General features: G+C 60.7%; 15 protein-coding genes. 5 read left to right on the top strand and 10 right to left on the bottom strand.

What is annotated here, in order from left to right; all coding sequences use genetic code 11:
- Nucleotides 1-74: 74 nt before the first annotated feature.
- The 3 genes from larB to larE are packed head-to-tail and all read right to left on the bottom strand — an operon-like array spanning nt 75 to nt 3083.
- A complete protein-coding gene (gene larB / locus DHV10_RS23880; protein ID WP_109488944.1) occupies nt 75-824 on the bottom strand; it encodes a nickel pincer cofactor biosynthesis protein LarB in 750 nt (249 codons plus the stop codon).
- Nucleotides 824-2191: a nickel pincer cofactor biosynthesis protein LarC gene (larC, locus tag DHV10_RS23885; RefSeq protein ID WP_109489105.1), complete on the bottom strand. Its 1368-nt coding sequence runs from the start codon at nt 2189-2191 to the stop codon at nt 824-826. The genes larB and larC overlap by 1 nt, the downstream gene beginning before the upstream one ends.
- A gap of 34 nt (nt 2192-2225) precedes the next feature.
- Complete coding sequence (larE, locus tag DHV10_RS23890) at nt 2226-3083, bottom strand: ATP-dependent sacrificial sulfur transferase LarE (RefSeq protein ID WP_239462011.1); 858 nt, start codon at nt 3081-3083, stop codon at nt 2226-2228.
- A gap of 203 nt (nt 3084-3286) precedes the next feature.
- Between larE and DHV10_RS23895 the strand changes: the two genes are divergently transcribed.
- On the top strand, nt 3287-3808 hold the full coding sequence (locus DHV10_RS23895) for a hypothetical protein (protein ID WP_162601853.1): 522 nt from the start codon (nt 3287-3289) through the stop codon (nt 3806-3808).
- Nucleotides 3809-4328: 520 nt separating this feature from the next.
- Here DHV10_RS23895 and DHV10_RS23900 read toward each other — a convergent pair.
- From DHV10_RS23900 to DHV10_RS23925, 6 genes are all read right to left on the bottom strand, one after another.
- The gene (locus tag DHV10_RS23900; RefSeq protein ID WP_162601854.1) at nt 4329-5774 is read right to left on the bottom strand and encodes a TadE/TadG family type IV pilus assembly protein; all 1446 of its coding nucleotides are present in this window, start codon (nt 5772-5774) and stop codon (nt 4329-4331) included.
- 59 nt (nt 5775-5833) lie between these two features.
- Nucleotides 5834-6394 carry a TadE/TadG family type IV pilus assembly protein gene (locus DHV10_RS23905; protein WP_162601855.1) on the bottom strand — a complete coding sequence of 187 codons (561 nt, stop codon included), beginning with the start codon at nt 6392-6394 and terminating at the stop codon, nt 5834-5836.
- Between the two features lie 305 nt (nt 6395-6699).
- Nucleotides 6700-7596, bottom strand: coding sequence for a hypothetical protein (locus DHV10_RS23910; protein ID WP_162601856.1), 897 nt, complete (start codon nt 7594-7596; stop codon nt 6700-6702).
- Between the two features lie 9 nt (nt 7597-7605).
- Complete coding sequence (locus DHV10_RS23915; protein ID WP_109488949.1) at nt 7606-7938, bottom strand: hypothetical protein; 333 nt, start codon at nt 7936-7938, stop codon at nt 7606-7608.
- Entirely contained in the window at nt 7938-8453 is a 516-nt protein-coding gene (locus tag DHV10_RS23920; protein WP_109488950.1) for an RNA polymerase sigma factor, read from the bottom strand. Before DHV10_RS23920 ends, DHV10_RS23915 begins: the two co-directional genes overlap by 1 nt.
- A 142-nt stretch (nt 8454-8595) precedes the next feature.
- Nucleotides 8596-9990: a M28 family peptidase gene (locus DHV10_RS23925; RefSeq protein WP_109488951.1), complete on the bottom strand. Its 1395-nt coding sequence runs from the start codon at nt 9988-9990 to the stop codon at nt 8596-8598.
- A 358-nt stretch (nt 9991-10348) separates the two neighbouring features.
- Here DHV10_RS23925 and DHV10_RS23930 point away from each other — a divergent pair, with 358 nt between their 5' ends.
- The 3 genes from DHV10_RS23930 to DHV10_RS23940 all read left to right on the top strand — a co-directional run bounded on the left by DHV10_RS23930 (nt 10349) and on the right by DHV10_RS23940 (nt 15339).
- The gene (locus DHV10_RS23930) at nt 10349-11401 is read left to right on the top strand and encodes a ketose-bisphosphate aldolase (RefSeq protein ID WP_109488952.1); all 1053 of its coding nucleotides are present in this window, start codon (nt 10349-10351) and stop codon (nt 11399-11401) included.
- 550 nt (nt 11402-11951) lie between these two features.
- Entirely contained in the window at nt 11952-14327 is a 2376-nt protein-coding gene (locus tag DHV10_RS23935; protein WP_239462012.1) for an alkaline phosphatase family protein, read from the top strand.
- A gap of 187 nt (nt 14328-14514) precedes the next feature.
- Nucleotides 14515-15339, top strand: a complete 825-nt coding sequence (locus DHV10_RS23940; protein WP_109488954.1) for a hypothetical protein — start codon at nt 14515-14517, stop codon at nt 15337-15339.
- Between the two features lie 225 nt (nt 15340-15564).
- On the opposite strand, the gene DHV10_RS23945 is transcribed toward DHV10_RS23940, so the two are convergent.
- The gene (locus tag DHV10_RS23945) at nt 15565-17604 is read right to left on the bottom strand and encodes an ABC transporter ATP-binding protein (protein ID WP_109488955.1); all 2040 of its coding nucleotides are present in this window, start codon (nt 17602-17604) and stop codon (nt 15565-15567) included.
- Nucleotides 17605-17847: 243 nt separating this feature from the next.
- Here DHV10_RS23945 and DHV10_RS23950 point away from each other — a divergent pair, with 243 nt between their 5' ends.
- Nucleotides 17848-19284, top strand: a complete 1437-nt coding sequence (locus DHV10_RS23950) for a cytochrome P450 (protein ID WP_239462013.1) — start codon at nt 17848-17850, stop codon at nt 19282-19284.
- The last annotated feature ends 63 nt before the right edge of the window (nt 19285-19347 follow it).

Here is a 19347-nt window from a genome sequence, read left to right on the forward strand (position 1 = left end):
TGAAGCCCATTGGAGACCTGGCGCGGCATTCAGAAGCCTGAAGGCTTCTGCTCCCTCCAATCTGGTAACTCGGATCAATCGAGGTGATTGATCAAAGAAGCGATACAGGCCGCGCCGAAGCCGTTATCGATGTTGACAACGCACACGTTGGGCGAGCAGGTATTGAGCATGCCGAGGAGGGCCGCGACTCCGCCGAAGGATGCGCCGTATCCGACGCTGGTGGGTACAGCGAGGACTGGCGCCTGCACAAGGCCGGCGACGACGGTAGGCAGCGCGCCTTCCATGCCGGCACAGACGATGAGCACGCGCGCGGATTGAAGCGACTGTTTCTGCGCGAGCAGCCGATGGATGCCGGCGACACCGACGTCTGCGATGAGTTCGGTGTTATTGCCCATGAGGCGAGTAGTGATAGCGGCTTCCTCAGCAACCGGCAGATCGCTGGTGCCGGCGCAGACGACGCAGACAGTGCCTTTGCCCGTGGGAGCCTTGGTCTGCTCAAGAGTGATGGCGCGGGCTGACTCATGATACGTGGCGCGAGGTTCGGCTTTGATGACAGCATCGAAGCACTCGCGAGAGGCACGGGTGGCGAGCACGTTGCCGCCGGCTTTGGCCATGTGGTCGAAGATACGCGCGACCTGATCTGGTGTTTTGCCTGCGGCGAAGATGACTTCAGGCATTCCGGTGCGCAGCGAGCGGTGATGATCGAGCTTGGCAAAGCCGAGATCTTCGAAGGGAAGGTCTTTGAGCCGCTCGAGGGCGTCGGGCACCGACGTGCGGTTGGAGTGGACATCATTGAGCAGCGCTTCGATCTGCGAACGGTTCATTAGCGCTCCTCCTCACGAGCGGCAAACATGCGGCGTGCCTGTTCGGTGATCACCTTGAGCGGAATGGAATGCTCAGTGGCAAGACGGCGGCAGTCTTCGTATTCGGGAGCCGCATTGGCGACTTCGCCCGAAGGCCATCGTGCGATTTTGATGCGCACTGGACCCCATTCGGTTTGCACCTCTTTGAACTCGCGCGCGAGAGAGATTTTGTTTTCGACGCGCCAGTGCAGGCCGATGGTCGTGGTCTCGCGGAAAAGCAAGTCACGCAGCGTGACGACGCGGTCGGGGTGACAAAGAACGGTGAGTTGGACGCCGGTGCGACCCTTCTTCATCTGTACGGGGATGCGGTAGACGTCCCATGCACCGGCTTCTAGGAGCAGTTCGCTGACATACGCGATGAGCTGAGGGCTGGAGTCGTCGATGACCGTCTCGAGAATGGCGATGGACTCGGGCGCGTTCTGCTGCGCGGATTCTTCGCCGACGAGGAGACGCAGGAGGTTGGGCTGGCCGGGAGTATCGCGGCCGCCTGCTCCGTATCCGGTAGCGGCGACGCGAAGCGCGGGAAGCGAGGTGTATTCAACCTCGAGCATGCGGAGGATCGCGGCGCCGGTGGGCGTCACTCGTTCCATCGCAGGGCCGGAAGAGTAGATGGGAGCGTCGCCGAGCAGTGCGAGGGTGGCGGGAGCCGGAACGGGCAGGGTGCCATGGGCGCAGTTCACCGTGCCGCTGCCGACGTTGAGAGGCGAGCAAAGCCAGCGGTCTGCTTTCAGGTGCTCGGCTCCGACTGCGGCGCAGACGATATCGACGATCGTGTCGACGGCGCCGACTTCGTGGAAGTGAACCTGCTCAACGGGCATGGAGTGGATGCGCGCTTCCGCTTCTCCGAGGAACTGGAAGGCACGGGTGGCGCGGAGCTTTACGGAATCAGAGAGCGGCGCCGATTTGATGATGTCGAGAATTGCCGAGAGCGAGCGATGAGGCTGGTGCGTATGTTCGTGGCTGTGCACCGTTTCATTGGCGTGCGTGTGTTCGTGCTCGTGACTGTGTTCGTGCTGATGATTATGTCCTTGAGAGTGTGAGTGCTCGTGGGCATGATCGTGCTCGTGCGAATGCGTATGCGGGTGCTCGTGCTGGTGGTTCTGCACTGGATGAGCGTGTTCGTGCTCGTGGTGTTCTTCGGTGATGACGTCGATCTTGGTGCCGCTCAGGCCGCCGCGCATCACCTTGCGGCTCTCGAGACGCGCGCCGACGTTGAGTGCTGCAACTGTGCTCTCGAGCAGAGGGAAGGGGACGCCGGCATCGACAAGGGCGCCGAGGAACATGTCGCCGGAGATGCCGGAGAAGCATTCGAGGTAGGCAATTCGCATCAGGGAAATTGTAAGGGCCGGAGTTTGTTGTTTGTCAGGCGCCGCGGCGCAGGAGGACATCGGCGGGGAGGACGGCATTGAGGGAGCCGGACCGGAATCCGGAGGTGTCGAGAGTGACGTACTTGAAGCCGGCTTTGCGAAGCTCGGCCGAGATCGCATCCATCATCTCCATGTTCATGGCGCGAGGCATTTCTGAGCGGGAGATTTCGACACGCGCGATTTCTCCATGGTGCCGGACGCGGAACTCGCGGAAGCCGAGCTGGCGAAGGCTTTCCTCGCCGCGTTCGATCTGATCGAGCACTTCGCGGGTCACGGTGCGGCCGTACTCGACGCGCGAGGAGAGGCAGGGGGCGGCAGGGCGGTCCCACAGCGTGTAGTCTGCGTCCTTCGCCAGAGAGCGGATCTCGTCTTTGGTCAGGCCTGCTTCGGCGAGGGGAGCGAGTACTTCGTGTTCTTCGGCGGCGCGCTGGCCGGGTCGATAGTCGCGGCGGTCGTCGGCGTTCATGCCGTAGGCTATGTTGGCGAATCCGAGTTCGGCGCCGAGCTTCTTCATGCCTTCGAAGAGTTCGGTCTTGCAGTGGAAGCAGCGGCTGGCGTCATTGCGCTGGTAGTCGGGATTGCTGAGCTCTTCCGTCTGGATGATGCGAAGCGGGATGCCTTGCGATTCGGCAAAAGCCCGAGCCTGCTCCATATCGCGGCGGGCGAGGCTGGGCGAGTCGGCGAGGACTGCGAGCATCCGGTCGCCGAGGACGCGGTGGGCGACGGCGGCCAGAAAAGCGGAGTCGACACCACCGGAATAGGCGACCATCAGCGAGCCGAGCGAGCGAAGGCGATCTTCGAGCGCGTTCAGCTTGGTTGTTGCTGAGTCGATCGTGGATGGGGTCGTTGACACAGCGCGATTATACCGTTGGGTTGGATGCAGGGTATTTTCGAACGGCGGGTTGCATGAACAAGCTTTCCGGATTCCGTCCCACTCATCCGAGGTGAAGCTGCGGGTGAATCGGGCACGGCTTCGGAGTCGGTAGAGAGGTTGATGGCTGGTGCGGTGGCGATCCTGTATACTCCGGACGATTCCACTTCAGGGAGGGTTTATCCATGCGGTTTCAGCCAATTATGAGAGCGATGTGCGCAACGGCGCTGGGCGTGGCTGTGATGGCTGCACCGATTAAGGTTCTGGGGCAGGGCGGCGATACGATTCTTAAGCCTGCGGACACGCAAAAGCTGCTTCCGGCCAGTGTGTATTACAAGGCGCAGTCGGCGCCGACGCAGCTACGCAACTCGGGCGGCGTTAAGTTCTCGGACGGCTTCTACGTTCTGTCGACCCTGGTGGATACGAGCGGGTACTCGAGCGATGTCGCTGCAAAGTACCAGGCATACTTCATCACCGAAATTCCGCTGAAGTTCGGGAGCGAGACCCTCCCGGCAGGGATTTATGGAGTCGGTTTCATTCCTGGCGACAAGTTCGTGGTGACGGACGTAGGCGCGCACGACGTGTTTACGGTCGGCTCGCAGACAGATGAAGCAATCAAGCGGCCGACGCCACTGCAGGTGATGGCCGATCCGAGCGGCGGGTTCCGGCTGTATGCGGGACGGAAGTTCGTGAAGTTCGCGCGCTAGGGGATTCATCGAGTGAGACGCGGACCTTCGGGTCCGCGTTTTTCGTGCACCGGACTGGCTGGTCGCTCGACATTCGTTTGTCACAACGCGTTTGCCGAGGGTACCCCACCTCCTATACACCTTGTGAACAAGTTCGCTATTTTCAGAGGTTTATGAGGGGGAGGGGGCTCCAAGTGTGTCTGCCCATTCAACTTACGCACAAGGTGATTCATAAGAAAGGCCTTAAAGGCAGGGGACGAGGGGCAGAGGGACAAACGGACAAAGGGACAAAGGGACGGTTGGAGTTCATGGTTCAAGTATGACGAATTCGACGCAATAAACTGCAAATTCGGCCTAGGTTTTAGCTCCTTGGAATCAAAGGGTTAGCTGGAGGATTCGCGGATCCGGGGTTGACTACGGTTAGAGTGAACCCCATTGCTGAGACAGTTGTGATCTGCCCGGTCGCGAAGGAGACCATCCCTCAGGGGCTAAAAGCCGTCCGCTTCAAGACCGCGGCCGGCCCATAGTTCTCAAGCGGAGACTAAGAGCCCACGGGAAGCAGCCGGGCCGTTGTGAGGCGGCTTTGGATGGAGCCGAAGATGGCTGGAAGGCTCAGTTTCGTTCCAGGGCAGCTTGAAGAACTGTCCGCGTAGAAGTCGGACGGGGCCGTGGCCATCTGCTGCATCTCAGAGCAGGCGGTGATCGCCGGAGTGTCTGTCGCGCAGGTTCCGCTTGTGCCGGCGTTGTAGGCGACGGTGAAAACGGTCGTATTGGGGACGTTGTTGGAAACCCAATTGGCAGCGGTGATCGACTGATGGCACTCGTCGGTCGCGGATGGGTAAACGCCGGTGCTTGTAAGTTTGACTGAAGAGTCGAACTGAGCGGCACTTGAAGTGGCATCGCCGTCGCTCAGAATGATCATAGCGTTCTTTGAATTGGCTACGGCTTGTCCCTGCGCGGCGAGTGAGGCACCGGCCGCGTAGATTGCGCCGGCAAGATAGGTTCCCTCGCCGCCTTTGGCCTGCATGCCTTTACAGCCTGATGCCGCGCCGGCGGCAATGGCAAGAGTGGAGCTGTTGTTGTAGGAGCCGCTCGAGCCGACGGTCTGGTTATTGGAACTCCAGTCGCTCATGTACCCGTTTGTGCCGCCGCTGGTGATCTGGTAACTCGGTGTGGTGCTGGTCCAGGCGGGATTGGTCCACGCTGCTCCGGGAGTGGGGGCGGTGTACGGCACGGGAGTTGGAGCGCTGCTGTTGCAGGTGGTGAACTGGCTGGCCTTGTTGGCGGGAATGTTGGGATAGGTGAAGATGCTGACACCATCGAAGCCTGTACAACTCCCGCTTGTACTGGTTGAAGTGCATGGTTGAAGACCCTTCAACAAGGTCTGCACTCCGAGCAGGGCGCATTGGATCTTTGTGGGATTCGACACTCCGCTGCCAGTGCAGCCGCCCGGATCCGCGGAGTTCATGGAGGCGGTGGTGTCGAGGACAATGGCGATGTTGTACTTTTGAGCGGCAGCGCCTGCCATGAGCGCACTGGACGCGGCAGACATGGTGAGACGAGGGATGCCGATCAATCCACCGAAATATGTGGGAATGGTTACGGTCTGTGCGACCGTGATTGCGTTGGCTGTACCACCGGCGGCAACACAAGGCACACCATTGTTCTGCCCGGTTGTGGAGCAATAGACTTTGGGGTAGCCGCTCAGCATGGACGCGTTGGGAAGGAAGGACGGGTTGGCGTTCACTTTTCCTGGAACGGAACTGTACAGAGTCGCCTGATTGGTGACAGCGGTGGACGACTGCGTTGCGTCCGACATGAGCTGAACACCGGCCATCGCCGCGGCATCGCACGATTGCTGCAGCATGTGATAAGCGATGATGCCGCGTCCTGCGTCGATGACGAAGGCGGTGAAGCCACCGAACAAGATCAAGAGCACTGAGAACCAGGCAAGGATTTGACCGTCCTGGCGGTTTAGTATTCGCATCAATCTCGAGCAGAAGTTCATTAATGGAGTCCTCCCGGGGTATGGACCTCTGGGCGAGATCACTGAATGACTTCCGTAGTGGTGGCGTTGAGGTTCAAGGAATGATTGCTCCAGAACACAACGAAGGGCATGACCGGATGGTTTACGGAGACAGTGACGATGCCTCCACCGCTGCCCATGCTGGCGGTTCCACCGGTGGCGCAACCCGAACCTGATCCGAAGCCGGAGGTGCCGTTCGACGAAGTGTAGGTGGTGGCGGTGCCGGATGCGGTTGGCGTCAGGGTGATGGAATAGGAAAGCTGCGAAGCAGCTATTCCGGCGGCTGCGGCCTGGATCTGCGTCGCGGCCATTGCGCATGGATTGGTCGTGGTGCCGTTGCTGAAGTTGCCCTGATTGACCGCGAGGTAGCGTGCGCCCACAGCAGAGGCGTGCGACAAGAGCAGATAGTTGTTCAAAGCGATGCCAAAGGACGCCATCCCCGTGATGAGCATGATCATGACGGGCACAACGAGCGCCATCTCGACGAGCGCGCCGCCATCAGAGTGGAAGACAAACTGATCTCGAAAAAGGCGAACTGCTGACTGGTTTGTAGACAAGATTCTTCTGAAGGCGTGAACCATGGTCAAACCTGCTCCTGATGAGTTGTTGTTCTGTAAATCGTTCCTGGGCTGCTCACCGCAGGTGGAGAGCACTGCCCTGCACAGCCATCGGAATCCTGTGGGGAAAAGACACGCCAACTCTTCTGCTCTTCGCACGTCGGGCAGTTTTCTATAAGAGGGATCAGGAGAGCCCTTTATTTACGGGTAGAAAGCCGGAGGGCTTTGAAAGCGGTCACTATAGTCACGCAAAAGGCTGGACCTGTGACCATCAACGCGGTGAATGCATCGATCGCAAGCGGAGCCGAACAGGACGCGTCAACTTGCGCTTATGTTTTTTGACTGTCGTTCAACTCGCTCCGCGGGAGTTGCGGCAGCTTCATGGCCGCAAGCTGGTATGCAGGAGCGCTCGCGTATGCCGCCGCAACGAAGAACCAGATGTACCACGTCAACGGAACGAGATTCTGTGTGAACAGTTCCTCACCCGCACCCCAGATCGCGGCGTCACCCGCCAGTGTCGCCATGATGGCAATGACGTACATGCCCCAGCATTTTGAAACGAGGCCGATTCCTATGCGATGGGCGGAGCGGCGGATGAGAACCGCCTCGACGAGCAGAAACCCAAGGATGGGATCGCTCATCCAGAGGATTGCTTGGGCAACGGAACGGCGCGGATACGCAGGGCCGAGATATCTCTCGATATTTGCGGCTTCGCCCAGGGTGAAGAGGATGATGAGGCAGATCAGAACGATGTCTGCGCGCGTCAAGCCCCGCAGAATACCGAACTCACGCTGAATCGCGAGGACGCGACCGAGAGCGAAGGCCAGCAGCACCATCGCGATCGGTCCGCCGATGACTTCGCCGATTTCCGCAAGGCTTTGCGGAGGCGTCAATCCGAGCACCAGCAGTGGAGACGCTGGAACTCTGGCAAAGCGCCAGTGATCGAGAAAGATCAAGGTGGCTGCGAGGAATCGAGCGGAGGATGTGAGGGTGATGGTCGTCCAGACCATGCGCATGGGTTCGTCAACATCAAAGCCGGCGCGGCATTCAAACGCGAGATAGAATTCCGCGGCTGCTGTGACCAGGAAGAAGAGCGTACCTGGGATGACGAAATACCAGGTCAGGTATTGGTAGCTGCCGGTGATGAGGAAGTGGGCGTAGGCGATTGCGCCAAGGGCAACGTGGACGGCGCAATACATCCATATCCATGAAACCGCACGCGGCATGGGGCCAGCCTATTCGTCGTTCAGCACGCGCCGTGAGACTTCAACCATGGCTTTGCGGCCAAGGAAGGCCGTGAGCAAGGGCGTGGACTTCGCCAGGGAAAGGTCTTGTGTATTTTCAGACAACATCGTGCCCGCGTCGTCGCCAAGCAGACGCTTCAACCAGAAAAGCAGGCGCTGACGCAGCCGGGACTGCTCGGCGCTCGTCTCGCCAGATCCGGCTCCGAACCAGGCTTCACTCCAGGTCTGCATCTTCCGGGAGAGCTCATCGGCAACCAGATCCTGCACGGGAACTGCGGGAGAAAGGGCGAGGTCGGGCTTCGTGGGTAGCTTTCCGCGTTCCATCAGCGACCGCCTTTCCGGCTAAGTGCAAGGCGCAGTTTCTTGCTTACACGGTGCAGGAGGGCGCCAACGGTTCCGGGTCGAATCGACATTGCATCTGCGATCTCGAAATAGTCAAGTCCCTCGGTTCGCAACTTGAGGCACTCGAACTCGCGGGGCGCCAGCATGGCCTTGAAGGCGCTTTCCCACTCGATGCTGCCGGTTTCGGGCTCAACGTGCGCGCCGCCCAGGGCGCCGTCAGTGAGCGCGACGCATGCCTGCACGGCAACGGATCGCACGGTCTCCACGATGTAGTTGTGCAGAACGCGATGCAGCCACGCTGAATTGTTGCGAATGGTTTCGCCCTGCATCCGGACCAGGAAGAAGCGCAGAAAGGTTTCCTGCACGGCATCCTGGGCGAGTCCCGGGTCCGAGGTAAGCCGGCGCGCGTAAGCGAGAAGCGCGGCCGAGTGCTCACGGTACGCTTCGAGGGCCTCCTGACGGAGCAGCTCGGTGCTGGCCTTTTGCTCTGGACTCATCGGTGTGAGACGAATGCTATATCAACATCGGAGCTCTGACAATTCCGCTCTTGGTGCGGGGTGGTTTGCTCGAGTCCCCGATCCCGACTTTTGTATCCCACGTCTCCAACGGAGGAAGACATGGGGTACCCCAAGACAGACGTCACTTTTTGGAGCTGGGGTCACCGCCGGGGTTCCACTGGGGGCGAAAGTCGCTTGCGGCGAGCCAGCGGACGGGTTCGATGAGGGACTGGATGGCGCGGGTCATGAAGGCGATGTCGAGGTGCTGCAGGTCGTCGTCGGGCCGGTGATAGGTGGGCGGGGTTCCCCAGCCGCCGGCGGTGTGCGCGACGACTCCCTGGAGGGCGAGGGCGTAGTTGTCAGAGCGTTCGAAGAAGTGCTGCTCGGGGTAGGGATCGGGACCGAGGAGAGCGCCGTGCTCCTTGAGGGTGGGGCCGAGATTGGAGCGCTCCCAGCCGGTGAGCATGAGAATGCCGGCGGGCATCTTGGGATCCTGGTTGCCGATCATTTCAAATTCGAGATTGGCGATGAGGTCGTGGAGCGGGACCGGCGGGTGCTTGCCGAAGTAGGTTGAGCCGAGCTCGCCGATTTCCTCGGCGCCATAGCAGACGAAAAGGACGCTGCGGCGGAGGGGAGCGCCTGACGCGAGGGCGTGGGCCAGCTCGAGGACGGCGGTGGTTCCGGCGGCATCGTCATTGGCGCCGTTGTAGATGGAGTCGCCGTCGACGGGGCGGCCGATGCCGAGGTGGTCAAGGTGTGCGCTCAGGAGGAGGGTTCCGGCGGAGGGGTCGGTGCCGGGGAGGTAGCCGATGGCGTTGAAGGTCTGGCGGGGTTTGGCTTGTGGCGTGTCGTGCACAGAGACGACGATCTGCGCGCCGTCGGCGGCCGGGAGCTTGGATGCCGCATCGGTGTGAATGAGGATGATGGTCGGCGTTTTGCGCGGCGGGTCGTCGGCCAGGCGTACGCTGACGCGGGTTTCTCCGCCGACCATCTGCGGAAGAGCGCTGAGGGCGGGTGTTTCAGGGGCGAGGACGATGGCCGCGCCGGAACGGTAGAGGGCGGAGACGGCGGGCATGAGGCTTTTCGGATCGGCGGCGCCGGTGACGAGGACCGCGGAGCCGGCGGGGATCTCGGCGCGGGGCGTCTGGGCCGCGGCGACGTGGACGAGTTTGGCGGAGGCGGAGGTTCCGGGCGAGGCGAAGAGGAAGAAGTCCTTGCCTTCTTCGAGGGTGGAGTCGCCGATCTGGAGGCTAGCGTGGCCGTCGAGTTTGGGTGCGACGATGTCGGCGGACTGCAGGTAGCCCTTCATGCCTGGAGCAGTTTTGAGGCCGTAGCTTTCGAATTCGGATGCGACGTAGGTGGCGGCGAGTTCTTCATCGCGAGTGGCGGAGCCGCGGCCGGCAAGCACGTCGCTGGAGAGGAAGTATTCGTGCGCGGTGACCCACTCGGGTTTCACGGTCCAGGTTTGCTGGGCGGGGGAAGGGAGGGACGCGGCGAGGAGGGTGAGGGGTGCGAGACAACGGAGGAGGATTTTCAAAGTTCAGGCTCCGATACTTGCCAGTGAGTTGATGGTGTAAGAGAGAAGCAGATCCGCCGCTTACCACCCCCAGACTGATGAAAACGTCCGGGGCCCCGTGCGCTCGGGATGGCAGCGTCAAGCGGGAGACTGGAAGTTAATGTAGCGCATTGTGTTCGTGCATGGATGGCTCGAGGTTCTTTGCATGGTTCAGAATAGGGCGGATTGGCGCCTCTTCAGATGGGCCGCGGTGTGCGTTTGAGCACACTTTTTGGTTGCGCGGCTCTGCTACCATAGGGACGATTGCAGTTCCTGCCGTTTGAGCGCGCAGTGCCCGGCGGCCGAATTCCTTGAAAGTTCATAAGAAGGAGAATTTGCTATGCCTTTAGTGTCCATGCGGCAGCTCCTCGACGAGGCCGCCAAGGGCGGATACGGCGTCGGCGCATTCAACGTCAACGACATGGAACAGATCCAGGCCATCATGATGGCGGCGAAGGAGACGAATTCGCCGGTGATCGTGCAGGCCAGCCGCGGCGCGCGGCAGTTTGCGGAGGATCTGTATTTGTTCCGGCTGATCCAGGCGGCGGCGGAGCTGAATCCGGACATTCCGATCGCGATGCACCAGGATCATGGCAACAGCTTTGAGACCTGCAAGAGCGCGATTGCACTGGGCTACACGTCGGTGATGATGGACGGCTCGCTGAAGGAAGACGGCAAAACTCCGTCGACGTTTGAAGAGAACGTGGAAGTGACGCGGCGCGTGGTGGACTACGCGCACGAGCGCGGCGTGACGGTGGAAGGCGAGATTGGCGTTCTGGGCGGCGTGGAAGACGGTCACGGCGCGGGCGGATCGGGTCTCGAACACATCACGGATCCCGACCAGGCGGTTGAGTTTGCGGAGCGCACCGGCGTTGACGCGCTGGCGATTGCGATTGGAACCAGCCACGGTGCCTACAAGTTCACGAAGAAGCCGGACGGATCGGTGCTGAAGATGGATGTGCTGATCGCGATCCACAAGCGGTTGCCGCACACGCACCTGGTGATGCACGGAAGCTCGTCAGTTCCCAAGGACCTGCAGGACATCGTGAACCAGTACGGTGGAAAGCTGAAGGAGACGTGGGGCGTTCCGGTCGAAGAGATTCAGCTGGGCATCCGCAACGGCGTACGCAAGATCAATGTCGACACGGACAACCGGCTGGCGATCACGGGTGCGATCCGCAAGGTGTTCGCGGAGACGCCGGAGAAGTTCGATCCGCGCGACTATCTGAAGCCGGCGCGCGAGGCGATGAAGAAGGTCGTGGCTCTGCGCATGCAGCAGTTCGGGCAGGCGGGACACGGCCAGGACTACAAGCCGTTGCCGATCGAGAAGATGGCCGAGGGCTACAAGAGCGGCGCGCTCGATACGCGTCCGTCGGTGGCTGCGGGACGGTAAGCTTCTACGAAGATGCAGGACAGGTGGCCGCTCCGAAATGGAGCGGCCATCGTTTTTGCGGTTGGTAAAGTGCCGGGAGCCTGGTAGTTCGGGTTGGTTAATCTCACCGGTTCCCAAGTGCTAGGGCTTCGCTCAGTGCAGGCTCGGGGGCACCCGGAACATGGAGCGGCGATTTTTGCGGGGGTCGCGAAACGATGGAACCCCGGTCCCCAAAAGCGAGCGACACTTCGGCTTCGCTCAGTGCAGGCTCGGGGGCACCCATCTGTTGAGCGGAAAAATGGTAACCGGGTGAAAGACGGGTGCATTTTTAACAATCGCGGTATTTCTTGAGAGATCAGATACTTCGGCTGTGGGGTCGGGGCCTAAGCGGGGTGGTTACCACAATGCGGCGTTTTAGATTGCTTCCTTTCTAAGAAGGAGCAGCATCAAAGGGTTTTGTATCCGTCCAATTCTTGTCGTCGATTTCATGGGACGGATGTACATCGCAGGAACATACCTCGCCCCCCAGAGCGCCATCTGGTACATGCACGAGCCCTCAAGGCAGGCCCAAGTGAAAACAATTCCCCCTCTGATGCGTTTGATACGCCTCCTCCCCTTGGTTGCACTTACGATCTTCGCCGCCAACGCCTTAGCAGCAGCCCCAACCATTTCGATCAAAGCAAGTTCGAACAGCATCACTTCCGGACAGACGGCCACCCTTACGGTGACCGTGGCGAGTGCGGCTTCGGTCCATGTAACGGGATCGAATGGCACCTCGTACACTCTGCCGTACAACGGCGGAACGCTTACGGTAGCGCCAACAGCTACGACCACGTACACCGCAGTGGCGACGAACTCGAGCGGAAGCGCGAGCGCGCAGACCACGATCACGGTGAGTGGATCGGGTGGCGGCGGATCGGGTTCGAATCCCGTCGTTTCGATGACAGCGAGTTCGACGAACATTACAGCGGGGCAGTCGGTCACGCTGACTGTAACCGCGAGCCGGTCTGCGTCTGTAAAGGTGACTGGATCGAACGGCACTTCGTATTCGCTGCCCTACAACGGTGGAACCCTGACGGTGTCGCCGACCTCGACGACGACCTACACGGCGACTTCGACTAACTCGAGCGGCAGCACGTCGACGCAGGTGACGATCACGGTAGGGTCGAGCCCCCAGAATCCAACCGTGTCGATCACGGCCCAGAACAGCTCGATCAGTTCGGGCAGTTCCGATGTGCTGACTGTGACCGCCAGCAATGCGACCAGCGTGACGGTGACTGGTTCGGATGGCAGTTCGTACCCGCTCTCCTCGACCGGCGGCCAAGTCACTGTCACTCCGACGACGACGACAACCTACACGGCCGAAGCGAGCAATGCTTCGGGAGTGAACGCATCGGCGCAAACGACCGTGACGGTCAGTTCATCATCGGGCGGCGGCGATGTGAGCAAGGCGCAGCACGTAATCTTCATGCTGCAGGAGAACCGCTCCTTCGACAGCTACTTCGGCATGCTGAACAACTATCGCCATCCGAGGGGATGGGACATCGGCGATGACGGCAAGACCTATACGGTTGACGGTATCGAGGACAAGGTCAACACGACCTACAACATGGATGATGAGGGAGACAAGTACTACCTCTACAAGTTCCGCACGACTTGTATCGATGACGACAGCTCCGACTGGCTTGCCAGCTACGGAAGCGTGAACCGCTATAACTTCTCAACAACGCGGCCGATCAACATGGATGGCTTCGTCCATACCGCGGAAGGGTACGCAAAGAGCTGCGTGGCCTCCGGCACCTGCGGTGGCGCCTACACGGACACGACGGGCGAGCGGGCCATGGGGTACTACGACGATCAGTACCTCAACTACTACTACTACATGGCCTCGCAGTTCGCGGTTTCCGACCGGTGGTTTTCGCCGATCTCGAGCAAGAGCGTTCCCAACCGGATCGCGACCTTCTCTGGCGGTACCACCCAGGGCCTGGCATACGATCCGGGCAATGACGATCACGTCGGTCAGCAGACCTCGCAGACCATCTTCCAGGAACTGAACAACGCAGGCGTGTCGTGGAAGATCTACTACTCGAAGACTTCGAACAACTATCCGGACACGATCTTTTCGTACTTCGGATACGCAAACCAGTTCCTGTATCACAAGACGAGCACGAACTCGTGCACGAACGGAGCGCAGCCGTCGAGTGTTGTAGGTGACTCGACCAATTCGTTCTGCATCAACACGAGCCACATCGCGCCGGTGTCACAATACTTCACGGATCTGGCGAACAACACGCTGCCGGCGTTCGCGTTTATCGAGGCCGGGAACAGCGACGAGCATCCGGGATCCCAGCAGCCGGTCACCAACGGGCAGGCTTCTGTGGCGAACATCATCAACAAGTTCATGGCCAGCTCCTCCTGGCAGAACTCGGTGTTCTTCTTCTCGTATGACGAAGGCGGCGGTCCTTACGATCACGTTCCGCCGGTGCCGGGCCACTCGAACCAGAACACGGACGCTTCACTTGGGTCGATCCCTGACATCTCGTCGATCGCGGTAAACCCGGACGGGTACAATCCGTGCGTGCCCCCGACACCGGGGCAGTACACGCAGCATTGCGATCTGCGGACGAGCAGTCCGGGAGCGCATAGCGGCGATGCAGCGCAGGTGTACGGATTTGCTGCCCAGCTTGGTTTCCGCGTTCCGAACATGATCATCTCGCCGTTTACGCGGAAGCACTATGTTTCGCACACGCCGATGGATCACACGGCGGTGATCAAGTTCGTGGAGAGCCGGTTCATCAATTCGTCGGCTCACCTGACGAACCGCGACGCCGCACAACCTAATCTGCTGGAATTCTTCGACTTCAATGCAGTTCCGTGGGCAACACCGCCGACTCCGCCAGCGCCGTCAACGGCGTCTGCGTGCTCGGCATCGAGCATGGGGCCGTAAGGGTACGACGACAAGCTGAGTATCAAAGGACTCCCGGGATGCGAACCTGCACCCGGGATTTCTTTTTGCGAGTCTGGTGTCGATGGCGCGGTGCACCTGCAAAGCTCGACCCAGGTCCGCGAACCCGGGTATGATGGCAAAACCATCCAGCAGTCTCCTCGGTAGAAGCTCGATCTGTGAGGCCTCGATGAGCCAAAGTGTCCGCCGCTCAGCGTACATCTTCCTTTGCGCGTTCCCTTTTGTCGGTGTGGGGTTCGTCAGTGTGCGTCCGCTCCGCATTGCGGGAATCTTTCAGACTCTTGGTGTCTTCCTTTTCATTGCTGTCGCAATTGCGGCATGGCTCTCTGGGCCTCGCAAAGTGGACCTGAAAGGAGAGGGGCGGTGGAAACAAGCGCTGGCTGGTCTCGTACTGATCGCTCCGTCGGCAATCATTTCGCTTTTGTGGGTGGGACTCGGACCGCCGTTCCAAGCAACGACGTCAGAGAACTACATGCGCTTTCTTGTGTTGGTGTGGAATTCGATTCTGGTCACGATCGGTTTCGTGCTCACGAGGGACGTTCTGAACGATGCAGGTGAACGCGTCTGCTCGGCGATCGGCCTTGCGACTGCCCTTATCGCTGGAGCCGCTTATCTGATCTGCCTCAATCTCAGCCTCGCGCAAACAGCATTGGCGCTGCATGGAAACCGGACACAACCCCCGGCCATCATCGTCGACTTCTACAGCGCAATCGAGTTTGTGGCTTGCGTGATGACCTATGTGACGACTGCAGCTTTCGCGACAGCAATGGGGCGAGTTCGTCTGCTTGGCCGCACTGCTGCGGGCGCCTACGTGACCGTCGCCGCAGTGCTCGGCCTGCTCATCATCGTGCGGGGACTTGCGTATCCAGAGATCTCCGCGAATACCGCGCCGTGGTATACGAGGCCCGGCGTCATCGCGGGCATCCCGGCAATTCCGTGGCTCATGCCTTATTTGCTTGGCGCGGTATTGTTGCGGCGGACAAGGGCTGATTGAGGGAATTCAACTTTGGCTCCGATTGAGGTAGTTGGCAACGGCGCCCGACCGACCAGGGCGGCGGTCCATTGCGACACGTTCCGCGGGTTCAGGCAGAGGCGGACTTTCTGAAGAGCAACTGCAGGTTTCTCCGCTGCGGTCGCCTGCGGCGATCTCCGGTCGAAATGACACGCTTGATTAGCTGATGAACGTGGGCTAGGGGATTGCGGGTTCGTGCAGTTCGCTTTACGAAATCGCGGGTTCGATGGAAGGGGAGCCCAGGGCGGGAGGGGTGATCTCCTGGTCTTTGTACTGGAGCTGGTAGAGCTTCCAGTAGAGGCCGCGCTGGGCGAGGAGCTGCTGGTGCGATCCCATTTCGCGCAACTGGCCTTTATGCATGACGAGGATGGTGTCGGCGCGCTGCACAGTGGAGAGGCGGTGCGCGATAAGGACGCTGGTGCGGCCCTCGACCATGCGGTCGAGAGCCCCGCGGATGCGAAGTTCAGTGTCGGTGTCGACGCTGGAAGTGGCTTCGTCGAGGATGAGGATGCGCGGATTGTAGGCGAGGGCGCGCGCGAAGTTGATGAGCTGCTTCTGGCCGGTGGAGAGGGAGTTGCCGCGCTCGCGGACGGGCTCGTTGAACTTGTTGGGGAGCGACTCGATGAAGTCGAGAACGTTGACGTCGTTCGCTGCCTGCGTCAGCGCGGCATCCGTGAGGGCGTCGTTGCCGAAGCGGATGTTTTCGGCGATGGTTCCGGCAAACAGGAACGGATCCTGAAGAACGACGGCGAAGTGGCTGCGCAGAGCGGCGAGATCGAGCTGGCGAAGGTCGACGCCATCGAGGCGGATGGATCCGGCAGTGACGTCGTAGAAGCGCATCATCAGGCTCGTCAGCGTCGTTTTGCCGGCGCCGGTGTGGCCGACGATGGCGATGGTCTGGCCGGGCTCGATGGTGAAGGAGACGTCTTTGAGGATCCACTCGACGTCGGTCATTGCGGCGAGGTGGCCGGCGAGATCGGGCGAGTCAGTCAGGCTGTTGATGAGGTCTCGCTGCTCTAGCGTCAGCTTCTGATAAGTGAACCAGACGTGGCGGAACTCGATCCGATTCGACCCGTCGCCGGATTTGGGATTCACGGGGCTGACGATCTCCGGCTCCGTATCCATCAGCTTGAAGATGCGTTCGCACGCGGCCATGGCGGCCTGAAGGATGTTGTATTTGTCGCTGAGGTCCTGGATTGGTCGCCAGAAGCGCTGCGAATACATATTGAAGGCGGCCAACATGCCGATGGTGACGGTGCCGGAGATGACGCCGAAGCCACCGCGCCAGATGACGAGCGCGATAGCGATGGAGGAGAGGATTTCGACGGCCGGGTAGTAGAGCGCGTAGGCAAAGATGGTGTCTTTGAAGGCGATCATGTGGAGGCGGTTGACGCCTTCGAAGTCCTTGTAGGCGCGCTGCTCGCGATTGAAGAGCTGCACGACGGACATGCCGCTGACGTGTTCCTGGGTGAAGCTGTTGATGCGCGCGATGGCGGCGCGGACGCGGCGATAGCTCTCGCGCACGCTGTTGCGGAACATGCGCGTGACCCACAGGATGAGCGGGAAGACGGAAAAGGCGAGCAGCGCGAGCCACCACTTGGTCTTGAGCATCACGATGGCCATGAAGGTCAGCGTGAAGAAGTCGTCGACGATGGCGAGGATACCGCCGGTGAACATTTCGTTGATCGCGTCAACGTCGGATGTGATGCGGGTGACGAGGCGGCCGACGGCGTGGGTATCGAAGAAGCCGACGTGCATGCGCTGCATGTGGCGGAAGATGTCGCGGCGCAGATCGAACATGATCTTCTGGCCGGTCCACTGCATGAGGTAGGTCTGGACGAATTCGAAGAGATAGGCGGAGATCTGGCAGACGAGGTAGATGAGGGCGAGCCGCGTGATGCCCTGCATGGGGTCTGCGGGTAGATGACGAAGGAGAATCGCCGTAGGGCCGCCTTCGTGGCTGAGCAGGGTTGCGCCGGAGGGGCCCTTGTCGGTGGGGAAGTAGCGGTCCATGCCGACCATGAGGAGGAAGGGGCCGGCAATGTCGGTGATGGAGCGGAGGCTGATGGAGATGGAGGAGACGGTGGCCTGCCACCAGTAGGGCTTGAGATAGGCGCCGAGGCGCTTGATCAGGCGGGAGTCGTATACCTTGCCGACGGGATCTTCATCGGGTTTCTGGGCGGCCCCGGTGTGCGGATCGGGCTTTTTCGCATCGGCTTGGCGGGGTTTTTGCTCGGCTTCCGGCATCGGGTCCTGTGGCTATTGTACGGGGAGGGTAGAGGTGGAGGTCAGGACGCTTCTTCAACGGACTTCATCTGTTCCCACGTCTCCAAAACCGGGAGACATGGGGCACCCGGCCCTTGCTGCATGGCTTCGATGTTCCAATCTCCTTTTGGACTCGTAAAGGTGTGGAGAGGGTGCAGAAGTTGCGGGTTTTGTGAGATGAAAGCGCCGCAGATGGGCGAGGTGAAGGTGCAATAGACTCGAACCGTGGGACTGAGCGAATCCATTCCGCGCGCCGTGGGAGAGCAGGGCGAGACGCCGGTGGTGCGGCGTGGGCGATACCGGTATCCGCCGGGGCTGCGGATGAATTTGCCCTTCTACCGGTTCCATAGGTGGTTCGATCCGCAGAATCCGATTCTCTTGTTCGAGTATCTGAGGCGCTATGGGCGGGCAGCGCACTATCGCATCCTGTGGAACGATGTTGTGCTGTTCAACGATCCGGCGGACATCGGCGAGGTGCTGATCGATAAGGCTGCGTTCTTCGGGAAGGACCGGACGCAGAAGCGTATGAAGATCCTGCTGGGCGAGGGGTTGATTACGTCCGATGGCGAGACGCACCGGCGGGGGCGGCGGATTGCGGCTCCGGCATTTCACAGGCGACGGATCGAGGGCTATGCCGGGCAGATTGTGAGCATCGCGGCGGAGGTGCGCGAGCAGTGGCAGGCGGGTGTGGAGTTCGACATTGCGGCCGAGATGATGCGGCTGGCGCTGCAGGTGGTGGCGCGCACGCTGTTCGATACGGAAGTGACGCCGGAGATCCACGCGATCAACGACGAGGTGAACGTCATCATGGATCTCTACTACTTCCTCGTCGCGCTGCCACGGGCGGAGTTGCTGCTGAACTCGCCGCTGCCCAAGATGCGGCAGTTCAGGGCGGCGAAGAAGCGGCTGGATGAGGTGGTGGATGGGATGATCCGGTCGCGGCTGGCGGAGGCCGGGTCGCGATCGGGTTCGGCAGATCATGGAGATCTGCTGTCGATGCTGGTGGCGGCGCGGGATGATGAAGCGGGCGGCAGCGGGCATCGGCTGACTTCAGAGGAGTTGCGCGACCAGGTGCTGACGCTGTTTCTGGCGGGGTTTGAGACGGTGGCGAATGCGCTCTCGTGGACGTGGCTGCTGCTCGGGCAGAATCCGGACGCGCAGGCGCGGCTTCATGCTGAGATAGACGCAGTTCTCGGTGGGCGGCTGCCGACGCTGGAAGACATGCCGCGGCTTGAGTACACGGCGATGGTGCTGTCGGAGTCGATGCGGATGTATCCGCCGGCGTGGGCCATGGGGCGCGAGGTGCTGGAGGATGTATCGATCGGGCCTTACCGTCTGCGGAAAGGCACGATGGTGTTCTTCAGCCAGTACATTGTGCAGCGCGATCCCAGGTGGTTTCCCGAGCCGGAGCGGTTTCGTCCGGAGCGGTTCACGCCTTACGCGAAGGCGGGCAGGCCGCGGTTTGCGTATTTTCCGTTTGGCGGCGGGGGGCGGCAGTGCATCGGCGAGTCGTTTGCGTGGATGGAGGCGACGTTGACGCTGGTGACGCTGGCACAGCGGTGGCGGGTGGAGCTGGTGGAGGGGCAGAAGATAGAGTTGCAACCGAAGATTACGCTGCGGCCGAAGAATGGGGTGATGGTGAGGATGGTGGGGCGGGACTGATGATCCCCGACGAACTGCCAGGAACACGTTGCGAACTGCCGGTGTCTAATAGACTAGCCCTAC

This window comes from Occallatibacter savannae, assembly GCF_003131205.1.
Classification (GTDB): Bacteria; Acidobacteriota; Terriglobia; order Terriglobales; family Acidobacteriaceae; genus Telmatobacter; species Telmatobacter savannae.